This window comes from Micromonospora sp. NBC_01638 (assembly GCF_045209745.1).
Lineage (GTDB): Bacteria > Actinomycetota > Actinomycetes > Mycobacteriales > Micromonosporaceae > Micromonospora.
On sequence record NZ_CP109273.1, the window covers coordinates 2,066,045 to 2,082,669 of the forward strand.

The window sequence follows — 16,625 nt, forward strand, 5'->3', positions numbered from 1 at the left end:
TCAGGCCCGCACCCGGTCGCCGGCCCGGCGCGCGGCCCGCACGCCGTCGGTGAGCTGCTCGTGCTCGACGCCGAGGGCGCCGGTCAGGAAGAGCATCCGGGCCAGGCCACGCTGGATCTTGCCACTGGTGGTGCGGGGCACCGTACCGGGACGGACCAGCACCACGCTGACCGCGCCGGTCCCGAACTCCCGCGACAACACGTGGCGGATCGCGGTGACCACGGCGGCGCGGGCCGCCGGATCGAGGGACCGGACCCGGCACTCCTGCACCACGACGAGTTCCTCGTGCGGCACCTCGACGGTGAAGGCGGCACCGACACCTCGGGACAGGCTCTCGTCCACGGCGCGCACCGCCACCTCGACGTCGTGCGGGTACAGGTTGCGGCCGTTGACGATCAGCAGTTCCTTGATCCGGCCGGTCACGTAGAGCTGGCCGTCGCGCAGCAGGCCCAGGTCCCCGGTACGCAGGAAGCCGCCCTCGCCGTCAGCCAGCTCGTTGTCGAACACCTCCCGGGTGGCCGCCGGGTTGGCCCAGTAGCCCCGGGCCACGCTGGCGCCGCGCAGCCAGATCTCGCCGATCCGGTCCGGCGGCTGCGGCAGCCGGGTGACGGGATCGACGATCCTGATGTCGAACTCCGGGGTGGACTCGCCGCTGCTGACCAGTTCGCGCACCGGCTCCGGGTGGCCGGCGCCGACCGGTGTCACGATGTGCCGTTCCAGCTGTTCGCCGTCGACCGTGAGCACCACCGGCGGGCGACCGATGGTGGCGCCGCTGACGCTGAGCGTGATCTCGGCCAGGCCGTACCCGGGGCAGATGGCGTCCGGTCGCAGCCCGGCGGCGGCGAATCGACGGCCGAACGCGGCCAGGGTGGCCGCCTGCACCGGTTCCGAGCCGTTGACCGCGCGCTTCCACCGGGACAGGTCGAGGCCGGCGATCTGCTCGTCGGTGATCCGCCGGGTGCACAGGTCGTACGCGAAGTTCGGTGCCGGGGAGACCTCGATGTCGTGCCGGTCGATCAGCCGGAGCCAGGTGCCGGGGCGTTTGAGGAACGTCGTGGCCGACATCCCGACGCTGCAGCCACCCTGCGAGAGTGGGGCCAGCATCTGTCCGATCAGGCCGAAGTCGTGGTACATGGGCAGCCAGCCGCCGACCCGTACGCCCTCGCCGGTACCCAGGATCTCGTTGAACGCCCGCAGGTTGGGCAGCAGGTTCGCGTGGTCCACGACGACGCCCTTGGGGTCGCTGGTGGAGCCGGAGGTGTACTGCAGGAAGGCGATGGTGGACTCGTCGATGGCCGGCCGCCGCCACGCCGTCGTCCGCTCCAGGGGGACGTCGTCGAAGGCCAGGCACGGTACGTCGGACAGCCCGCACTCGGCCGCCCACTCGCGGACCGCGGCGAGGGCCGCGGCGTCGGTGACCACCGCGGCCACCTGGGCGTTGTGGGCGATGCCGGCCAGCCGCTCCCGTTGCCGACGGTATCCGTCGGGCAGCGGGGCCGGGACCGGGATCGCCCCGGCGTGCTGGACGCCGAGGAAGTTCTCGGCGAAGGCGGTGCCGGGCTCGTTCAGCACGAGCACCCGGTCACCGGGGCGGACGGTGCCGGCGAGCAGCGTGGCGATCTGCCGGGCCCGGGCGGCCAGGTCGGCCCACGGCACGGTGCGCACCGCGGCGTCGCCCTGTCCGGGATCGGCGTCGAAGATCAACGCCGGTCGCCGCGGGTGGGCGGCCGCACGCTCCTGCAGCAGGTCGACGAACGTTTCGTGGTCAGGCATCAGGCGCTCCCCCGCGGGTCGGTGGCGTGCCGGACCAGCGTCGCGCCGGAGCCGGCATGTGCAGAAGGCTCGATCGAGCGGGCGGTTGGGGTAGCCGAACAGGTATGCCAGGCGGTCACGGCGTCTCCTGCCAGCCGCCGAGCCAGCCCTGCGACACCCCGGCCAGGCCGATGGCGACCAGAGCCGCCCGTTGTTCGGTGGTCAGACCGGAGGCGTCCGGCTCTGCCAGGCCGGAGGTGATCCAACTGGTCATCGCGGCCTGGGCGAGCCCGGCCCCGACGGCCGCCGGCGGCCAGACCCCGTCCGCCTCCCCGCGGCGGACCGTCACCGCGTCCGCGCCGAGCAGGTAGCCGGCCGCCCACACCTCCAAGGCGAGTCGCCAGTGCAGGCCCGAGGGCAGGCCGGTGACCCCGAGCAGGCGGTCGAACCCGTCCACCACCTGGCTGACGGTCACCCCGACCAGGCCGCAGTGATCAGCCCAGTACCAGCCGAAACCGTGTTCGACCGGTTCCCCGGTGCCCGGCCGTAGCGGTCGCAGCAGGCACCGGCTGCGATGCAGCTGCACGGTGTAGGGCAGCTTCTCCTCGGAGCGGCACCGCCGTGCCAGGGCCTCCTCGGCGCTCGCGCTGAACTGCCAGTACGCTGGCGACAGCGCCGGGGCCGGCAGGAACACGGTGGCGTGGAACCGGCCCGGATGCCCGACGATCGTCGGATCGAACCGGTGGTCGACCAGGTGCGGCACGGTCCCGACGACCGGGATGCCGGCCTCCCGGCAGAACATCACCACCATCTCGTCGTCGTCCTTGACGTCGTCCGGAATGCCGGCCAGGTAGTCGGCCAGCTCCCGGGCCAACGTCACCGGCAGGACGAACCCCTGGGTGGGGGTCCACTCGAACAGCGACAACGGCGCGAACGGCCAGCCGGCGATCACCGCGCGGCGGACCAGGTACGAGTTCTGCGGGCTGTCCCAGTGCGAGTAGAGCGAGATGCCGTGTTTCGGACGGGCCGAGATCGCCCGGTGCACCTGGGTGGCGAAGCCCCGGACCAGCCGGATGTCGTCCTGCAGCACCAGGTGGTGGGTGGCGCCCTCGGCGACGGAGCGCCAGGCCACCTTGGCGGTACGCAACGGGCTGGGCACTCCGTCCGGGTCCGGATCGGTCACCACCCGGGCGGTCAGCGGGGCGCAGTCGCGCACCAGCGGTGGGATGCGTTCCCGTCGGCGCGGGTGGTGCATGATCGCCACGCTGAGCCGGATCTCGGTGGCCGTCACCGCGCTTCCGCGGCCGAGAGGCCGGCCGGGACGACCGGCTCCCCACCGCGGGTCGCCGACCGGTAGGCCGCCTCGATCAGCGCCGTCGTGGTGACGACCTCCCGCATCGGCCGGTCCCAGCCGGTGCCCGCGGCGATCAGGCCGGCGAAGTCGGCGAACATGCCGCCGAACCACTCCTGGTGGGTCTGGTCCCGGTTCGGCGGGGCCAGGTCGGTGCGCTCCACCCCGTCCGCCGTGCGCACCTCGGCCACCCCGTCGTGCACGTCGGCCGTGCCGTCCGGGCCGCTGACCAGATAGCGGTTCGACCGGGTGTCACTGACCCAGCTCAGATCGATCTCGCAGGTCCCGCCGTCGCCGAACTCCAGGTCCAGCCGGGCGGCCACGTCCATCCCGCCGGCGGCGTCGCCGTCCGCCCACTGCGCGACGCAGGAGACCGTCCGCGGCGCCTCGCCGAAGACCTGGGTGGCCATGTACGCGCAGTGCGTCCCGTGGTCGAGCATGATCCCACCCCGTGCCACCGAGATGTCCCGACGCCAGTCCGGTTGCCATCCGGGCACCCCGCGGGCGTGCGAGTCACGGGCGATCTGGAACCGGGCCCGCAGCGGACCGCCGAGCCGCCCGCCGATGACCGCGCCGGTGAGCACCCGCATCATCGGCGAGAACCCGTAGTTGTGCGCGGGGTAGAGCAGCCGGCCCCGGTCCCGGGCCAGGTTGATCAGGTCGAGTGCCTCGTCGGTGCGCACCGCGACCGGCTTCTCGCAGATCACGTGCAGACCGGCGGCGAGCGCTTCGCGTTCCAGCTCGACGTGGTGGTTCGGTGGGGTGCAGATGTCGACCGCGTCCACCGGCTGGGCGGCGAGCAGCTCGGCCAGCGTCGTGTAGGTGGCCAGGCCGGGGTCGAGCCGCAGTGCCCGGGCCCGCCGCTCCGGCGACGGTTCGAGCACCGCGACGACCCGGCCGGCGGTGACCGTACGATATGCGTGCAGTCGCCCTTCCCCCGCAGTGCCGAACCCGATGATGGCGATCCTCATGCCGGTCCCTCCTCGAGGTGCTGGGGCGCCGCGCCGTCGATCAACACGCGGCGAATGATCTCGACGGCCTGCTCGGCCAGCTCCGCGTCCACGTTCAGCGGTGGGTAGAGGCGCAGCGTGGTGCCCCCGGTCATCACCAGCACCCCGGCGTCGAGCAGCGCCAGGAACGTCTCCCGGAAGGCGCCCTTGTCCAGCGGCCGGCGGGACCGCTTGTCGGCGACCAGCTCGACGCCGATCGCGAACCCGGCGCCCCGGACGTCGCCGACGAGCGGGGACTCGTCGATCAGCGGCTCGAGCGCGGCCAGCATCTCGGCGCCGAGCTTGCCCACCCGGCTGGGCAGGTCCTCGTCGACCAGCACGTCGGTGGTGGTGGCGACCGCCCGGCAGGCCAGCGGGAACGCGCCGAAGCTGGACGAGCTCGCGCTCGGGTCGGAGAACGGGCTGGCGGCCATCAGCTCCGCGGTGGAGATCACCCCGGTGACCGGGTATCCGGCGCCCATCCCCTTGCCGACCGTGATGATGTCCGGCACCACCTCGTCACGCATGAAGGCGAACGACTCACCGGTACGGCCGAAACCGGTCATCATCTCGTCGACGATCAGCAACGCGTCGAACTCGCCGGCGACCGAGGCCAGCGCGTTCAGGTAGCCCGGTGGCGGCACCACGTTGCCCGACCGGCCCTGCACCGGCTCGACGACGAGGGCCGCCAGCGAGCCGGTGGAGTTCTCCTTGATGGTGTCCCGCACGGTCTCCACACAGGCGTAGCCACAGCTCGGGAAGGTCATCTTGAGCGGGCAGTGGTAGCAGTTGGCGTACGGTGCGCTGAGATAGCCCGAGGGCAGCGGCCCGAGACCGGCCCGCGCCCCGGCGGTGAGTGCCAGGCTGCCCAGCGTCTTGCCGTGGAAGCCACCCCAGAACGACAGGAACTCGTGCTTGCCGGTGACCGACTTGGCCAGCCGCAGCGCCGCTTCCACCGCCTCGGTGCCGCCGCTGTAGAGCTGGATCCGGTCCAGCGGCGGCGGCAGGAACTCGCGCAGCGACTCGGCCATCGCCCGGCGGCCGGCCGACCCGAACGCCCCGGCCGGCGCGGTGGCCAGCTCGGCGGTGAGGGCGGCGATCAGGCGTGGGTTGGCGTGGCCGATCGAGTTGACCCCGCCGGCCCCCTGGAAGTCGATGATCTCGTTGCCGTCCGTGTCGACCAGGACCGCGCCGGCGGCGGACTCGACGCACAACTGCGCCCAGAGCATGACGGCCTGGAGGCCGGGGCCGATCACTTCCTGCTCAGCGGCCCAGTGCTGAGCACCACGCGGCCGGTCGGGCGTACGCCCGAACCGTCGGCCGTCGCCTGAACTTTCTGCCATCGCTCCGCCTCTCGGGTGCGGCCGATCCACCGGTCACGCCGACCGCGGGCCGCTTCCGCCCATGCTCGGGATCCGGCGGCGAGCTCGGGAGCCTCGATCGGCCACGACGAATGGGCATGCCCGGACGGCTGGCACGTCCGGGCAGCGCGGCACCGTGGGGGGACCGGTTAGCGTGGCGCCGTGACCAGCACCGTGCAGCACCTCATCGACGTGGCAGCGCAGTCCGCCGTGGACGCCGGCCGCCTGATCCGGCAGCGGTTCGGTGACCCGATGGATGCGTCCACGAAGGGGGCGGCCCACGACGTCGTGACCGGGACCGACCTGGCCGCCGAGGAGTTGATCCGCGCCGCGTTAGGTGGCGCCGCCGCACACTCGACGGTGGTGGGTGAGGAAGGCGGCCGGCAGAACGGCACCGCGATCGGGGCGGATGATCCGGTGTGGCTCGTCGACCCGATCGATGGCACCTACAACTTCGTCCGGGGTATCCCGTTCTTCTGCGTGTCGATCGGCCTGCGAATCGGAGGTCATACCGTGGGCGGCTGCGTCTACGACCCGATGCGCGAGGAGTTGTTCACCGCGGCGGACGGCTGCGCGTGGCTGAACGGCGCTCAGTTGCCCGCGCGTACGTCCGCGCCGTCGGCGCCACCGCTGGTGCTGTGCGACATCCCGAACGCCGGCGGGCCGCCGGCCACCACCGAGACCGATCTGCTGGCCGCGCTGCTTACCGCCGCCGCGGACGTGCGACGGCTCGGTTCGTCCGCGCTGGCACTGGCGTACGTCGCGGCTGGTCGCGCCGACCTGGCCGCGAACGCGGACGTCTACGACTGGGACACCGCGGCCGGGCGGGCGCTGGTCACCGCGACCGGCGGCGGTTACCTGAGTCACCCTGATCCGCTGCCGACCCGGCGGCGGGGCGGCTTCGTCGCGTGGGCCCCGGCGTACGCGACCCTCGGCCACGCGGTCGGCGAGGCCCTGCACCACTATGGCTTCGAGGAGACCGTGTGACACACCGGCGCTTTCTGTTCATGGGCGGCATGCACCGCAGCGGCACCACTCTGCTGGCCACGCTTGTCGGCACGAATCCGCAGGTGACCGGGTTTCGGCAGACCGGCGCGCCGATGGACGAGGGTCAGTACCTGCAGACGATCTGCCCCTACGACGAGCAGCACGGCGGTCCGGGGCGGTTCGCGTACGCGCCCGGGGCGCACATGACCGAGCACCACGAGCTGGCCACCCCGGCCACCGCCCGCCTGCTGCGCGAGCAGTGGGGCCGTTACCTGGATCCCGGCCGACCGGTCCTGCTGGAGAAGTCGCCGCCCAACCTGTTGCGTTTCCGGTTCTTCCAGCGGCTCTTCCCGGGCTCCCGGTTCGTGCTGGTCACCCGGCATCCGGTGGGGGTGGCGATGAGCACCCGGAAGTGGACGCCGGCGCTGACCGTGCGGCAGCTCGTCGAGCACTGGCTGCACGCCCATGAGCTGGCCCGGGCCGACGCCACGCACCTCGACGCGTTGCTGACCGTCCGCTACGAGGACCTGATGGACGACCCGGACCGGACGCTGGAGGCCATCGCGGCCTTCGCCGGCATCCCACCCGCCTTCGACGTCGGCGACCTGGACCGGGACACGAACACCCGGTACCTGCGGGCCTGGCGGCAGGGCCCGGGGGCCGACGACGACCTCGTCGACCTCGCCGAACGGGTCGAACGGTACGGCTACCGGCTGCCCGGGATCGCCTGAACCGGCTTCGTCTGAGAGGAGAGAACGGATGTCCCGGTTGCTCATCGTGCACGGCACCGGCGGACCACGGCGCTCCGACGACTCGGTTCGCCGGGAGTGGATCAGCTCCGTCGAGGACGGCCTGGCGCTGGCCGGCTACCCGGCGGTGGCACCGGATGCCACCCTGGTCAACCTCGATGCCCCGGACCGCGTGCCGGCCCTCGGTGACAGTGATCCGGCCGCCGAGGCCGCACTGCTGAGGCGCTGCTGGCGGGCCGCCACCTTCGACACCGAAGCCGGGGCGGAGCCCATCGGCGAGGACGCGCTGGCCGCCCGCCTGGCCTGGTCCCGATACTTCTGCGGCCTGACCGCCGAGGAGCTGACCGGAACCCTGCGTCAGGTGCGGGCATTCGCCACCGGCCCGGCGGCCGGGCACCCCGCGATCGACGACGTACGCGCGGCACTCGCCCCGGACACCGAGATTGTGATCGGCCACTGCCTGGGCGGGGTGGCGGCCGCGCTGGCCCTGGCCGATGCCGGTGCCGCCGCTCCGGCGTTGATCACCCTGGGCGCACCGCATCCCCCGGCCGTGGGACCGCCCGCGTCCGGACCGGCCACCTGGGTGGATCTCACCGACGTGCAGGACACACTGCTCCTGGCGGCCGGGACCGGTCCGGCCGGCGTCACCGGGAAGGTGTCACTCGACTGCGACCCTCGGCTGCGCGGCGCTCGCAACTATCTGGCCTCGCCGGAGTTCGGCAAGGTGCTCGGCAGCCTGCTGGAGACCTGTCACGGCGATTGACCTCCGGAGCATGTCCGGAACGAGACATGGTCCTGGATGGAGCGTGCCGTCGTCCGTTTCGATGATTCGTGTGACTCCGAGTGAGAGGAGCGCGGTCATGACCGCGACGATCGTCGAGCACCATCCGCACCGCGAGTCGGCAAGCCTGCGCATCGCACTGGTAATGATCAATGACATCCTGCGGGACGGCCTCAGCGTGGCACTCCGCGGTCTGGCCCTGACCACTTCCGTCCGCGCCTACCGCTCGATGCCCGAGCTGCTGACCGAGGCCGTCGACCAGCGACCGGAAGTGCTCGTCGTCAACGCGGCCGACGGCGTCGGGGGCATCGCGGCCGCCGCGCTGATCGCCCCGGAAAGCAAGATCGTCATGCTGATCCACGACGCCCGTGCCGCCGAGGCGGTGCTGGCCCACGGCGTCGTGGTGGACGGCTTCCTGCTCCAGCAGGACCTGTCCGGTCGCACCCTGGAGAACGCGCTGCGGGCGATCATGACCGGTGAGGTGCCGATGCCCGCGGTCCTGGCGCAGCAACTGCTGGCCCGGGCCGGCATTCGCCGTACGCCCTCGTCGATGGCACCCATCACGCTGACGCCGCGCGAGCACGAGACGCTGTTGCTGCTGGTCGAGGGGTTGAGCAACAAGCAGATCGCCCGGCGCCTCAAGATCTCCGACCACGGGGCGAAGCGGCTGGTGGCCGGGGTGCTGCTCAAGCTGGGCTGCACCAATCGGACGTCGGCGGTGGTCACCGCCATACGCTCCGGCCTGGTGGAGTGCGCGTAGGGCGGGCCGGGACGGCTGTGAGGTCCCGGTCCGAAGGCCGATCAGCACCCGGGTGGACGTGCGCGGAGACCACGAAGGTGGCGGCACCGCTCCGGCACCGCCACCCCCGTGGTGTCCTCAGACCGCCTGTGGTAGCGGGGGCCGCTCGTAGAGGCCGTGCACGGCCAGCTTGATGCCGAGCTCGAGCCGGCTCCGGGCACCTACCATCTGCATGATCTGCGTGACCTGCCGCTGCACCGTACGGGTGGACACCGCCAGCGCCCGCGCGACCACGTCATCGGTGGCCCCGCTGGCCAACCGCCGCAGCACGTCACGCTGCAGCGGGTTGAGCCTGCCGTGCAGGTCACTCTCGTCCGCCCGAGCCTCGGACCAGTGGTGATGGAAGATCGTCACCAACGCCTGCACCGCGGTGGGCGAGCGAACGGCCAGCGGTGACGCGGCCCCGCCCCGCGACACGATCGCCAGGTTGCGGTCCAGCACGACCATCAGAGTCGGCGAGTGCTTGCCGCTCCGCACGTCGGCCCCAACGCCCAGCAGGGCCTGCAGCCGGGCGACCCGGTCCAGCAGGGTCTCCCCGGCCACCACCGCGCGCACCTGGGTGGCGCCGGACCATCCGACCCGGGTCGGCCAGGCCCGGCCCGGCTCCTGATCGGACAACAGTGCACAATTGGCCGGGATCAGCGCGAGCACCTCGTCGCGCGCGGCTCTGATCACCCGCGTCGCCAGACGCCAGCCAACGCCTTCGGCCCCGATGGCCTTCGGCTCCGGTTTTATGGCCCCGTCCTGCATCATCTCTCCCCCGAGTTGCCGTCGCACGCACGCCGGCATGCGCCAAGCGGACAGTGATTGAAACGTAGCGATCGGCGAACTTCGCGGGTACCGGGGAATCCCTGCCTCGCCGAGCCGGGTTTCCACCGGCTCACCCGCGCTACGGCCCCCAACCGGCGGAACTGTTGGACCGGAGGTACATCAGCACCGCCCGCACCCGCCGGTGCACACCCTCCGCCGCGTCGATCTGCAGCCGCTCCAGGATGCTGGTCACGTATGACTCGATGGTCTTGCTGCTCAGACGCAGGCGGTCGGCGATCGCCCGGTTGGTCAGCCCCTGCGCCATCAGCGCCAGCACCTCCTGCTCCCGGACGGTCAGGCGGTCGATCCGGCCACCCGTCCGGCGCCGGGCCATCAGCTCCTCGACCAGGGCCGGATCGATGACCGCTCCGCCGTTCGCCAGCTCACGCAACGCGGTGACCACCTGCTCGACGTCGAGGATGCGCTCCTTGAGCAGGTATCCGACGCCACCCTCGCCTGAGTTGACGATCGCCAGCGCGTACTCCGTCTCGATGTGCATGGAGAGGACCAGCACCGCGATGCCGGAGTAGTCCCGCCGGATCCGCTCGGCGACGGCCAGGCCCTCGGTGGTGTAGGTCGGTGGCATCCGGATGTCGACGATCACCGCGTCCGGACGGTGCACGGCCACCGCGTCCAGCAGTTCGTGCGCATCCTTCACCGCCGCGAGCATGGTCATCCCGGCCTGCCGCAGGAGGGCTGACAAGCCCTCCCGGATCAGCACCGCGTCGTCTGCAATGACGATGCGCACGGGATCACCGTCCGTAGCGTCGTGCCGACCCCGGGTCGGCTCTCCAGCTCCAGCCGGCCACCGAGTGCTTCAGCGCGGCGGCTGAGGTGGCTCAGACAGTCATCGTCGGCAAGGGTCCGGGTCGAGCCGGAGCCGTCGTCGCACACCTCCAGGTGCAGGCAGTTCTGCTCCATGCGCATCCGGATCACCACCGTCGAGGCGCCACCGTGCCGGACCGCGTTGGTCAACGCCTCCGCCACGACGAAGTAGGCGGCCTCCGCCACCGCACGCGGAACCAGACGAGGACGCCCTTCGATCCGCACCGTCACCGGCGTGTTGGCGGTCAACGCGGCCAGCGCCTCGTGCAGCTCACGCCGATCCAGTGCGGGCGGCCGCAGCCCTCGGCTCAGCAGCCGCAACTCGGTAAGTGCCATGGTCAGCTCAGTGACCGCCGTATCCAGGTGGGCGTCGGCCTCGGCGGTATCCCGTATCGTCTTGCGCGCCATCTGCAACAGCAGTGTCGCGTTGATCAGCCGCAGCTGCGCGCCGTCGTGCAGGTCCCGTTCGATCTCGCTGCGCGCCCGGTGCCGGCCGTTCCGCGCCTCCTGCTCGTACCGGCTTTCCCAGAGCGCGGCGTCGGCCTGCCAACCGCGGGCGTTGGCGAGCAGGACCAATGGCGGTATCAGGATCTGCAGGACCACACCTGCCGCATTGCCCACCAGCCAGGCCACATGCGACGGAATGGTCAACATGGGCACCACCGCTGCGGCGCTCACCTGCAGACAGATGAACACGCCCGGAAGCGCGACGATCCGCTGCGCGCGCTGCCACCGCCGGATCAGGTGGACGGCGAGCCAGATCGCCACCACCGAGACCACCAGCCGCGCGGCCACCGGCAGGTATGGCTCGGCGGCCCAGCCCGGCGCGGGAAGGCAGGCCAGGCACGGGTCGATCGGGCTGGCCGGCGCGGCACGGCTGTCGACGATCAGCAGCGGCAGCCCGCCGAGCGCGGCCGCCAGCAGGACGCGGTCCGCCCGGGTACGCGTGCGGCTGTGCGGCTGGGTGACCAGGATGGCCACCAGGAGAATCCAGATCAGCGGGTGCGCGACGGCTGCCATGCCGGTACCCGTCACGCCGTGCAGCGGCCCGGTGCTACGGGCCAGCCAGACCACCGCGACGGCGAAGAACAGCATGCCGGTCAACGTGTCGGCGGTCGACCCGATCAGGATCATCCCGGCGGTGCCGTAGGAACAGACCAGAACCAGAGCGGTAGCGACGAAGAGCGTGGTCTCCGGATCACCGGACTGGATCACCCGAACCGTGGCGACCAGGCTCCCGCCCAACATCACACAGACCAGCAATGCGACAGCCGCGCTCCGCAACGCTGGTCCCGCGTCGACTCGGCTGACTCTGCCGAGCATCGGAAGCCAGACCAATCGTCCCCCTGCGGTCGGTGCCGATGGGAGCCGACCACTGGACGGTGGTGAAACTGACGAACGCTCGCTCGACGGTCGCGACGCGACGCCTAAAGATGATCAATCCGCCCGGATCGGTCTCCACGGTCGACAGCAACACTATCGCAATCGTCGATTAATCGGGGGGCCGTAATTGCATAAGAGTTTCTCGCAAAAGCGGTCATTACTCACCCACAGCCGCCGTAGCGGCCCCAAGCACTCGAACCGGACAGCTCGCTGAGCCGTTAACCGATATCACCTACGAGTCTGGTGGAATTGCCCTCCCATTCGGACCAGCAGGTCGCCGTACCCTCCCATCCGCTCAGCTCCAGCTGTAGCGCATCGAATTCCATCCTGCGGCACGCGTCTTCGAGTTCCCGCCGCCCGCCCCCAGCCGGCAGCGCAGCGGTTCCCGGAACCGGCACCGGCCCGATTCCACGCCTTTTCGCCTTATGCCCGATCAGGCAGCGCGAGGGTGGCACCTCTCGGCAGCCCGATGTGAGCCGCTGCCGAAACCTGCAGCTTGTCCACGGCACGGCCCACACGTGCAGGGCAAGGAAGCCGAGATCGTCTTGTTTGTCCCTGGCGGCAACCCGGCGAAGCCCGGCGCCCGGCAGTGGGCCGCTTCCCGGCCCAACCTGTTCAACGTCGCGGTATCCCGCGCAAAGCAACGCCTGCATGTCGTGGGCAACCACGCGAACCGCCGGTCCGCGTGCTGCGTAGCGAGACCCACGCAACGACTAACTTGATCAACGGGGACGACGTGGTGCCATTGTTGCACGCACTGCCTTGCCTACAGCGCGTAGGCAGCAGCGGCCCACGAGAGCTAACACGGGGGTCGGAGGGTTAGCAGTGCGGAATTGTAAAGGGCGAACGCCTGCGCACTACGGAGGGCAAGCAACCATTGTGCGCTCTGGAAGCAGTGTTTAGCGTGGCAGAGCGGGGTGCCGAAAAGGGCCACAATGAGGAGCATGCATATATATTGAGCAGCACATATCATTTCGAGAGGAGTGCGCAGCAAAAGGGTGGTGCCCCTTTTGTGCCATTGTTGGTCACCAACGGACTGACCCTGTCAAAATGTGCCATTTTCCGCCGTAGAACCTTTGTGCATTGCGAAAGCCCCTCCCGGAGAACGAGGCCTTATCGCAGCGAGGACTACAAGCGGTCTGCTGGGGAGATGCGTCGGGCTGCCATCTGCGCCCGCTCGACCTCGGCGCTCCGGCCGTACCGGCGGGCGACGCCGAGCTGCGCGCCGGCCCGGCGCAGGCGGCGAACCTGCCCGCCCCGAAGCTGGAGGTGCTCGCCGACACCACCGCCGGCACCGAGCGCACCCTGCGCCTGCGGCTCGTCCCCCAGCGGCAGGTCCGCCTGACCACCCTGCATGTGGACACGGATACGGCGACGGTGCTGCGGGCGGAGGTGGCCGGCCGCCCGGTCCCGGTGGAGGGCGGCGCGGGCCGCTGGGGCTTCGGCGTGGTCTTCCACGCCCCGCCACCGGAGGGCGTCGAGGTGACCCTGACCGTCGCGCCGAAGGCGGGGCAGGTGGCGCTGCGCGCGATGGACGCCAGCGACGGCCTGGACGCCCTGCCGGGCTTCCGCCCCCGCCCGCCCGACGTCGGGATCGTCGGCTCGCACAGCTCGAAGATGCTGGCCGTGGCCCGCACCTATCCACTCTAGGCAAGGTGGGGGATGAGGAACTGCTCGACATTTCGGGTGTACGGGGGAGTGTCAAGACGGTGTACCTGAATTTTGTCGATCGCTACTTGCGACCTGCGGACAGGCGTTCCGGCAGACCTGCCAGCGCCGCGGGCAGCCCAGCAGCGGTTTCGGGCAGGGTGACCGCCGATGCGGCGGACACAGACGAGATCAGCAATGATGGCAGGGCGGGCATGACTCACTTCGGACGATCAACAAGGCGTCGAGAACCTCGATGATCATCTGAACCGGTCATGCCGGCCCTGCTACCACCAGCAATGGCGCGTCTACACCAACCACATCAAGCCGGGCACCCCGCTTCGCCGGGCCCTGCGTTTCGACCGGCGTGCGGAGCTGGCGGCGGGTGTGGCTCGGGAAACGGTCGTTTGCCGAGCCACACCCGCACCTGTCAGCAGCGGATCGCCGTGACGTCAGCTCAGCCGCGGGTGACCGTGACGTCAGCGGTGAAAGCACCGTTGCCGTTGCCCGGCTTGTCGTCGTTGATCCGCAGGTACAGCGGGCTGCCGGTGCCGTAGTAGGTGAACATCGTGCCAGTCCCGACGGAACGGTAGTTGCCATTGGTCTTGGCCAGCAGCGAGAAGGCGCGGGCGTTCGTCATCGGGAACTTCGAGTCGTTGGCCATGTTCGTCCAGCCCTGTGGACCGTTCTCCCCGGTGAACCACACCCCAGCCCAGATCTGCCCGTAAGCGCTGATCTGGACCCGGTCGCCGTCCTTCAACGAGCAGCCGGAGTTGACGTCGTACGACGCCTCCTCGACCTGCTTGGTCTCCTGGCAGACGATCGTGCTGGTGGTCGCCGCCTGTGCCGGCGTCACACCGACCATCGCGCTGCCTGCCACGGCCGCCGCCGCTGCCAGCCGGGCCGATACCGTTGCGAACCTCATGTTGTCCCCCTCCATTGCTTGCCCTTATGGAGATCAACACTAGGAATCCGGACGGCAGGGCACATCAGTGCCAGCACGTAATTGATGTCAGCCAGGGGTCACTTCAGTCAGTCCGCCAGGAAGGTCAGCACCGCGAGCACCCGCCGGTGGGTGTCCGGCTCGTCGGCCAGACCGAGTTTGGCAAAGATGCTGCGTACGTGGGTCTCCACGGTGCGCTCGGAGAGGTGGAGGTCAGCGGCGATGCCCAGGTTGGCCCGACCTGCCGCCATCCGGGCCAGGATCTCACGCTCACGCGGTGACAGCAGGCCGATACCACCTGACACGCGAGGCCGGCGCAACAGCCGGTCGACCACGATCGGATCGATCGCCGTGCCTGCCGCCGCGACTTCGCGCACGTCGCGAAGGAACCCGGCGACATCGGTGATCCTGTCCTTGAGCAAATAGCCGACCCCGCCGCCGGGCTTCTGGAGCAGGGCCAGAGCCTCGCGGTGTTCCAGGTGCTGGGACAGCAACAGCACGGCGACGCCGGGGTGACGACGGCGTACGGCCAGCGCAGCGCGGACGCCCTCCACGGTGAAGCTGGGCGGCATGCGGATGTCGACGATCGCGATGTCCGGCTGGTGCTGGGCGACAGCTGCCAGCAGTTGCTCGCCATCGCCGACCTCGGCCGCGACGGTGATGCCGTGCCGCTCCAGCAACAGTGCCAGGCCGCTGCGCAGCAGTACGGAGTCGTCGGCCAGAACGGCTCTGGTCATGACGCCGCGAATGGCATGACGGCGTGTACAGCCGTGCCACGCCCCCGGGTGCTCGACACCCGCAGGGTCCCGCCGCACGACTCGACACGCTCCCGCAGGCCGTGCAGCCCTCCGCCCGGCACCGCGAGCGCGCCGCCGATCCCGTCGTCGTGGACGGTGACCTCGACCCGGCCCCCGCTGGTGGCGAGCGTGACGGACACCCGGCCCGCCCGGGCGTGTTTCTCACTGTTCGTAACCGCCTCCATGGTGACGAAGTAGGCGGCGACCGCGACCGGTTCGGGCAGCGTGAGGTGGCTGACCCGATCGTCGACCAGGACCTGGACCGCGGCGCGCTCGGCAATGGCAGCCACTGCCCCGGACAGGCCGTGGCACACCAGGACCGCCGGGTTCATACCCCGGACAAGATCGCGCAGATCGGCAATCGCCTGGTCGACCTCTGTCGCGCCGCGCGCGATCAGCGCGGGATCGTCCTGCCGCAGCATCATGGCGGCGGCGAGCAGCCGCTGTTGCACTCCGTCGTGCACATCACGCTCCACCCGGCGGCGTTCCCGGTCGCGAGCCCGGAGCAGGTGGCGGCGCTCGGCGCGGTGCATGCTGAGCGCGGCCCCGACCGGGATCAGCGCCGCACCGAGGGCGTAGAGCGTGGTCGGCCAGTGCCCGGAGCCGTAGGTGACAGTGCTCAGCATCGCCGTACACAGGCCGTTGACTGCCAACGCAGCCCAGAACGGAGCGTACACATGCCGTTCGGCGCGGCCGGCCCGGCGATACCGCACGATGAACAACCCGGCGAGGAACACGCCGACCAGCGGATAGGACAACGCCCGCAGGTGCAGCAGATAACCGCTGCTCAGCGTCCCGGCTGCCATCGCCCCGACAACGATCACCGGCCAGTAGGCGTAGCCGGCCGAGGCGATGAGCCGCTCCCACCGCCCCCGCAGCCGGCCCGACGACACGATGAGACCGACGTGCAGGTGCATCGGGTCGTGCACGATGCTCAGCATCAGGCCGGCGGTGAACAGGGGATGCAGGGCGGCGCGACCCCAGGCGTCCAACAGCCACACCAGGCCACAGGCCACCAGCAGCAGCCCGATGCGGTTGTCGGGGCGCTCCCGCCATAGCCGCAGTCCCACCTCGACGTGCAAGACCCCGGTGACGGCGAGACAGGCCAGCTCCCAGGGATCCATCCAGTACAACGCCAGCAGCGGTCCGCACAGTAGCGTCGCGGTCGCAACGCGGAGCGGCCACCGTAGAAGTTCCATGGATCATGATGTTGCCCCGCGGTTACCGGCATCGCCCAGCATCCGTCGGTAGCCCGACTTTCTGGATTTTTGGCTACGGTCGGCATAGAAAGGCCATCCCTGGCGGTGGGCGGCCGGCGACGAGGCTTACGGCAACGATCCACGCCTGGCCGTCCGGCTGCGTCAGCTTGTGGTTCTGCGGGCACCCGCGGACGGCACACTCTGGTCCCTCGCGCAGGACGCGACGGCGCAACTGCGAGCAGCACGCGACGC

Annotated in this window: 15 protein-coding genes; 5 read left to right on the forward strand and 10 right to left on the reverse strand. The window is 70.6% G+C overall.

What is annotated here, in order from left to right:
- From OG811_RS09730 to OG811_RS09745, 4 genes are all read right to left on the reverse strand, one after another.
- Complete coding sequence (locus OG811_RS09730) at positions 1 to 1,773, reverse strand: fatty acyl-AMP ligase (RefSeq protein ID WP_406073548.1); 1,773 nt, start codon at positions 1,771 to 1,773, stop codon at positions 1 to 3.
- A 115-nt stretch (positions 1,774 to 1,888) separates the two neighbouring features.
- Positions 1,889 to 3,043: a hypothetical protein gene (locus OG811_RS09735; protein WP_406073550.1), complete on the reverse strand. Its 1,155-nt coding sequence runs from the start codon at positions 3,041 to 3,043 to the stop codon at positions 1,889 to 1,891.
- Positions 3,040 to 4,074, reverse strand: a complete 1,035-nt coding sequence (locus OG811_RS09740; RefSeq protein ID WP_406073551.1) for a Gfo/Idh/MocA family protein — start codon at positions 4,072 to 4,074, stop codon at positions 3,040 to 3,042. Before OG811_RS09740 ends, OG811_RS09735 begins: the two co-directional genes overlap by 4 nt.
- Positions 4,071 to 5,435 carry an aspartate aminotransferase family protein gene (locus OG811_RS09745; protein WP_406073552.1) on the reverse strand — a complete coding sequence of 455 codons (1,365 nt, stop codon included), beginning with the start codon at positions 5,433 to 5,435 and terminating at the stop codon, positions 4,071 to 4,073. The genes OG811_RS09740 and OG811_RS09745 overlap by 4 nt, the downstream gene beginning before the upstream one ends.
- 180 nt (positions 5,436 to 5,615) lie before the next feature.
- Here OG811_RS09745 and OG811_RS09750 point away from each other — a divergent pair, with 180 nt between their 5' ends.
- The 4 genes from OG811_RS09750 to OG811_RS09765 all read left to right on the forward strand — a co-directional run bounded on the left by OG811_RS09750 (position 5,616) and on the right by OG811_RS09765 (position 8,730).
- Entirely contained in the window at positions 5,616 to 6,440 is an 825-nt protein-coding gene (locus OG811_RS09750) for an inositol monophosphatase family protein (RefSeq protein WP_406073553.1), read from the forward strand.
- Positions 6,437 to 7,171, forward strand: a complete 735-nt coding sequence (locus OG811_RS09755; protein ID WP_406073555.1) for a sulfotransferase family protein — start codon at positions 6,437 to 6,439, stop codon at positions 7,169 to 7,171. The genes OG811_RS09750 and OG811_RS09755 overlap by 4 nt, the downstream gene beginning before the upstream one ends.
- A gap of 28 nt (positions 7,172 to 7,199) precedes the next feature.
- On the forward strand, positions 7,200 to 7,952 hold the full coding sequence (locus tag OG811_RS09760; protein ID WP_406073557.1) for a hypothetical protein: 753 nt from the start codon (positions 7,200 to 7,202) through the stop codon (positions 7,950 to 7,952).
- Positions 7,953 to 8,049: 97 nt separating this feature from the next.
- On the forward strand, positions 8,050 to 8,730 hold the full coding sequence (locus tag OG811_RS09765) for a LuxR C-terminal-related transcriptional regulator (RefSeq protein ID WP_406073558.1): 681 nt from the start codon (positions 8,050 to 8,052) through the stop codon (positions 8,728 to 8,730).
- 117 nt (positions 8,731 to 8,847) lie between these two features.
- Here OG811_RS09765 and OG811_RS09770 read toward each other — a convergent pair whose 3' ends face one another.
- The 3 genes from OG811_RS09770 to OG811_RS09780 all read right to left on the reverse strand — a co-directional run bounded on the left by OG811_RS09770 (position 8,848) and on the right by OG811_RS09780 (position 11,652).
- Complete coding sequence (locus OG811_RS09770; RefSeq protein WP_406073560.1) at positions 8,848 to 9,519, reverse strand: LuxR C-terminal-related transcriptional regulator; 672 nt, start codon at positions 9,517 to 9,519, stop codon at positions 8,848 to 8,850.
- 139 nt (positions 9,520 to 9,658) lie between these two features.
- On the reverse strand, positions 9,659 to 10,327 hold the full coding sequence (locus OG811_RS09775) for a response regulator (RefSeq protein WP_406073562.1): 669 nt from the start codon (positions 10,325 to 10,327) through the stop codon (positions 9,659 to 9,661).
- Positions 10,294 to 11,652 carry a sensor histidine kinase gene (locus tag OG811_RS09780; RefSeq protein WP_406073563.1) on the reverse strand — a complete coding sequence of 453 codons (1,359 nt, stop codon included), beginning with the start codon at positions 11,650 to 11,652 and terminating at the stop codon, positions 10,294 to 10,296. The genes OG811_RS09775 and OG811_RS09780 overlap by 34 nt, the downstream gene beginning before the upstream one ends.
- 1,218 nt (positions 11,653 to 12,870) lie before the next feature.
- Between OG811_RS09780 and OG811_RS09785 the strand changes: the two genes are divergently transcribed.
- Positions 12,871 to 13,437 (forward strand): hypothetical protein, encoded by a 567-nt coding sequence (locus tag OG811_RS09785; RefSeq protein WP_406073564.1) that lies wholly within the window; start codon positions 12,871 to 12,873, stop codon positions 13,435 to 13,437.
- A 454-nt stretch (positions 13,438 to 13,891) separates the two neighbouring features.
- Here OG811_RS09785 and OG811_RS09790 read toward each other — a convergent pair whose 3' ends face one another.
- The 3 genes from OG811_RS09790 to OG811_RS09800 all read right to left on the reverse strand — a co-directional run bounded on the left by OG811_RS09790 (position 13,892) and on the right by OG811_RS09800 (position 16,298).
- Positions 13,892 to 14,359, reverse strand: a complete 468-nt coding sequence (locus OG811_RS09790; RefSeq protein ID WP_406073565.1) for a hypothetical protein — start codon at positions 14,357 to 14,359, stop codon at positions 13,892 to 13,894.
- 107 nt (positions 14,360 to 14,466) lie between these two features.
- Positions 14,467 to 15,114 carry a LuxR C-terminal-related transcriptional regulator gene (locus OG811_RS09795; RefSeq protein WP_406073566.1) on the reverse strand — a complete coding sequence of 216 codons (648 nt, stop codon included), beginning with the start codon at positions 15,112 to 15,114 and terminating at the stop codon, positions 14,467 to 14,469.
- Positions 15,111 to 16,298, reverse strand: coding sequence for a sensor histidine kinase (locus OG811_RS09800; protein ID WP_406073568.1), 1,188 nt, complete (start codon positions 16,296 to 16,298; stop codon positions 15,111 to 15,113). Before OG811_RS09800 ends, OG811_RS09795 begins: the two co-directional genes overlap by 4 nt.
- Positions 16,299 to 16,625 lie beyond the last annotated feature (327 nt).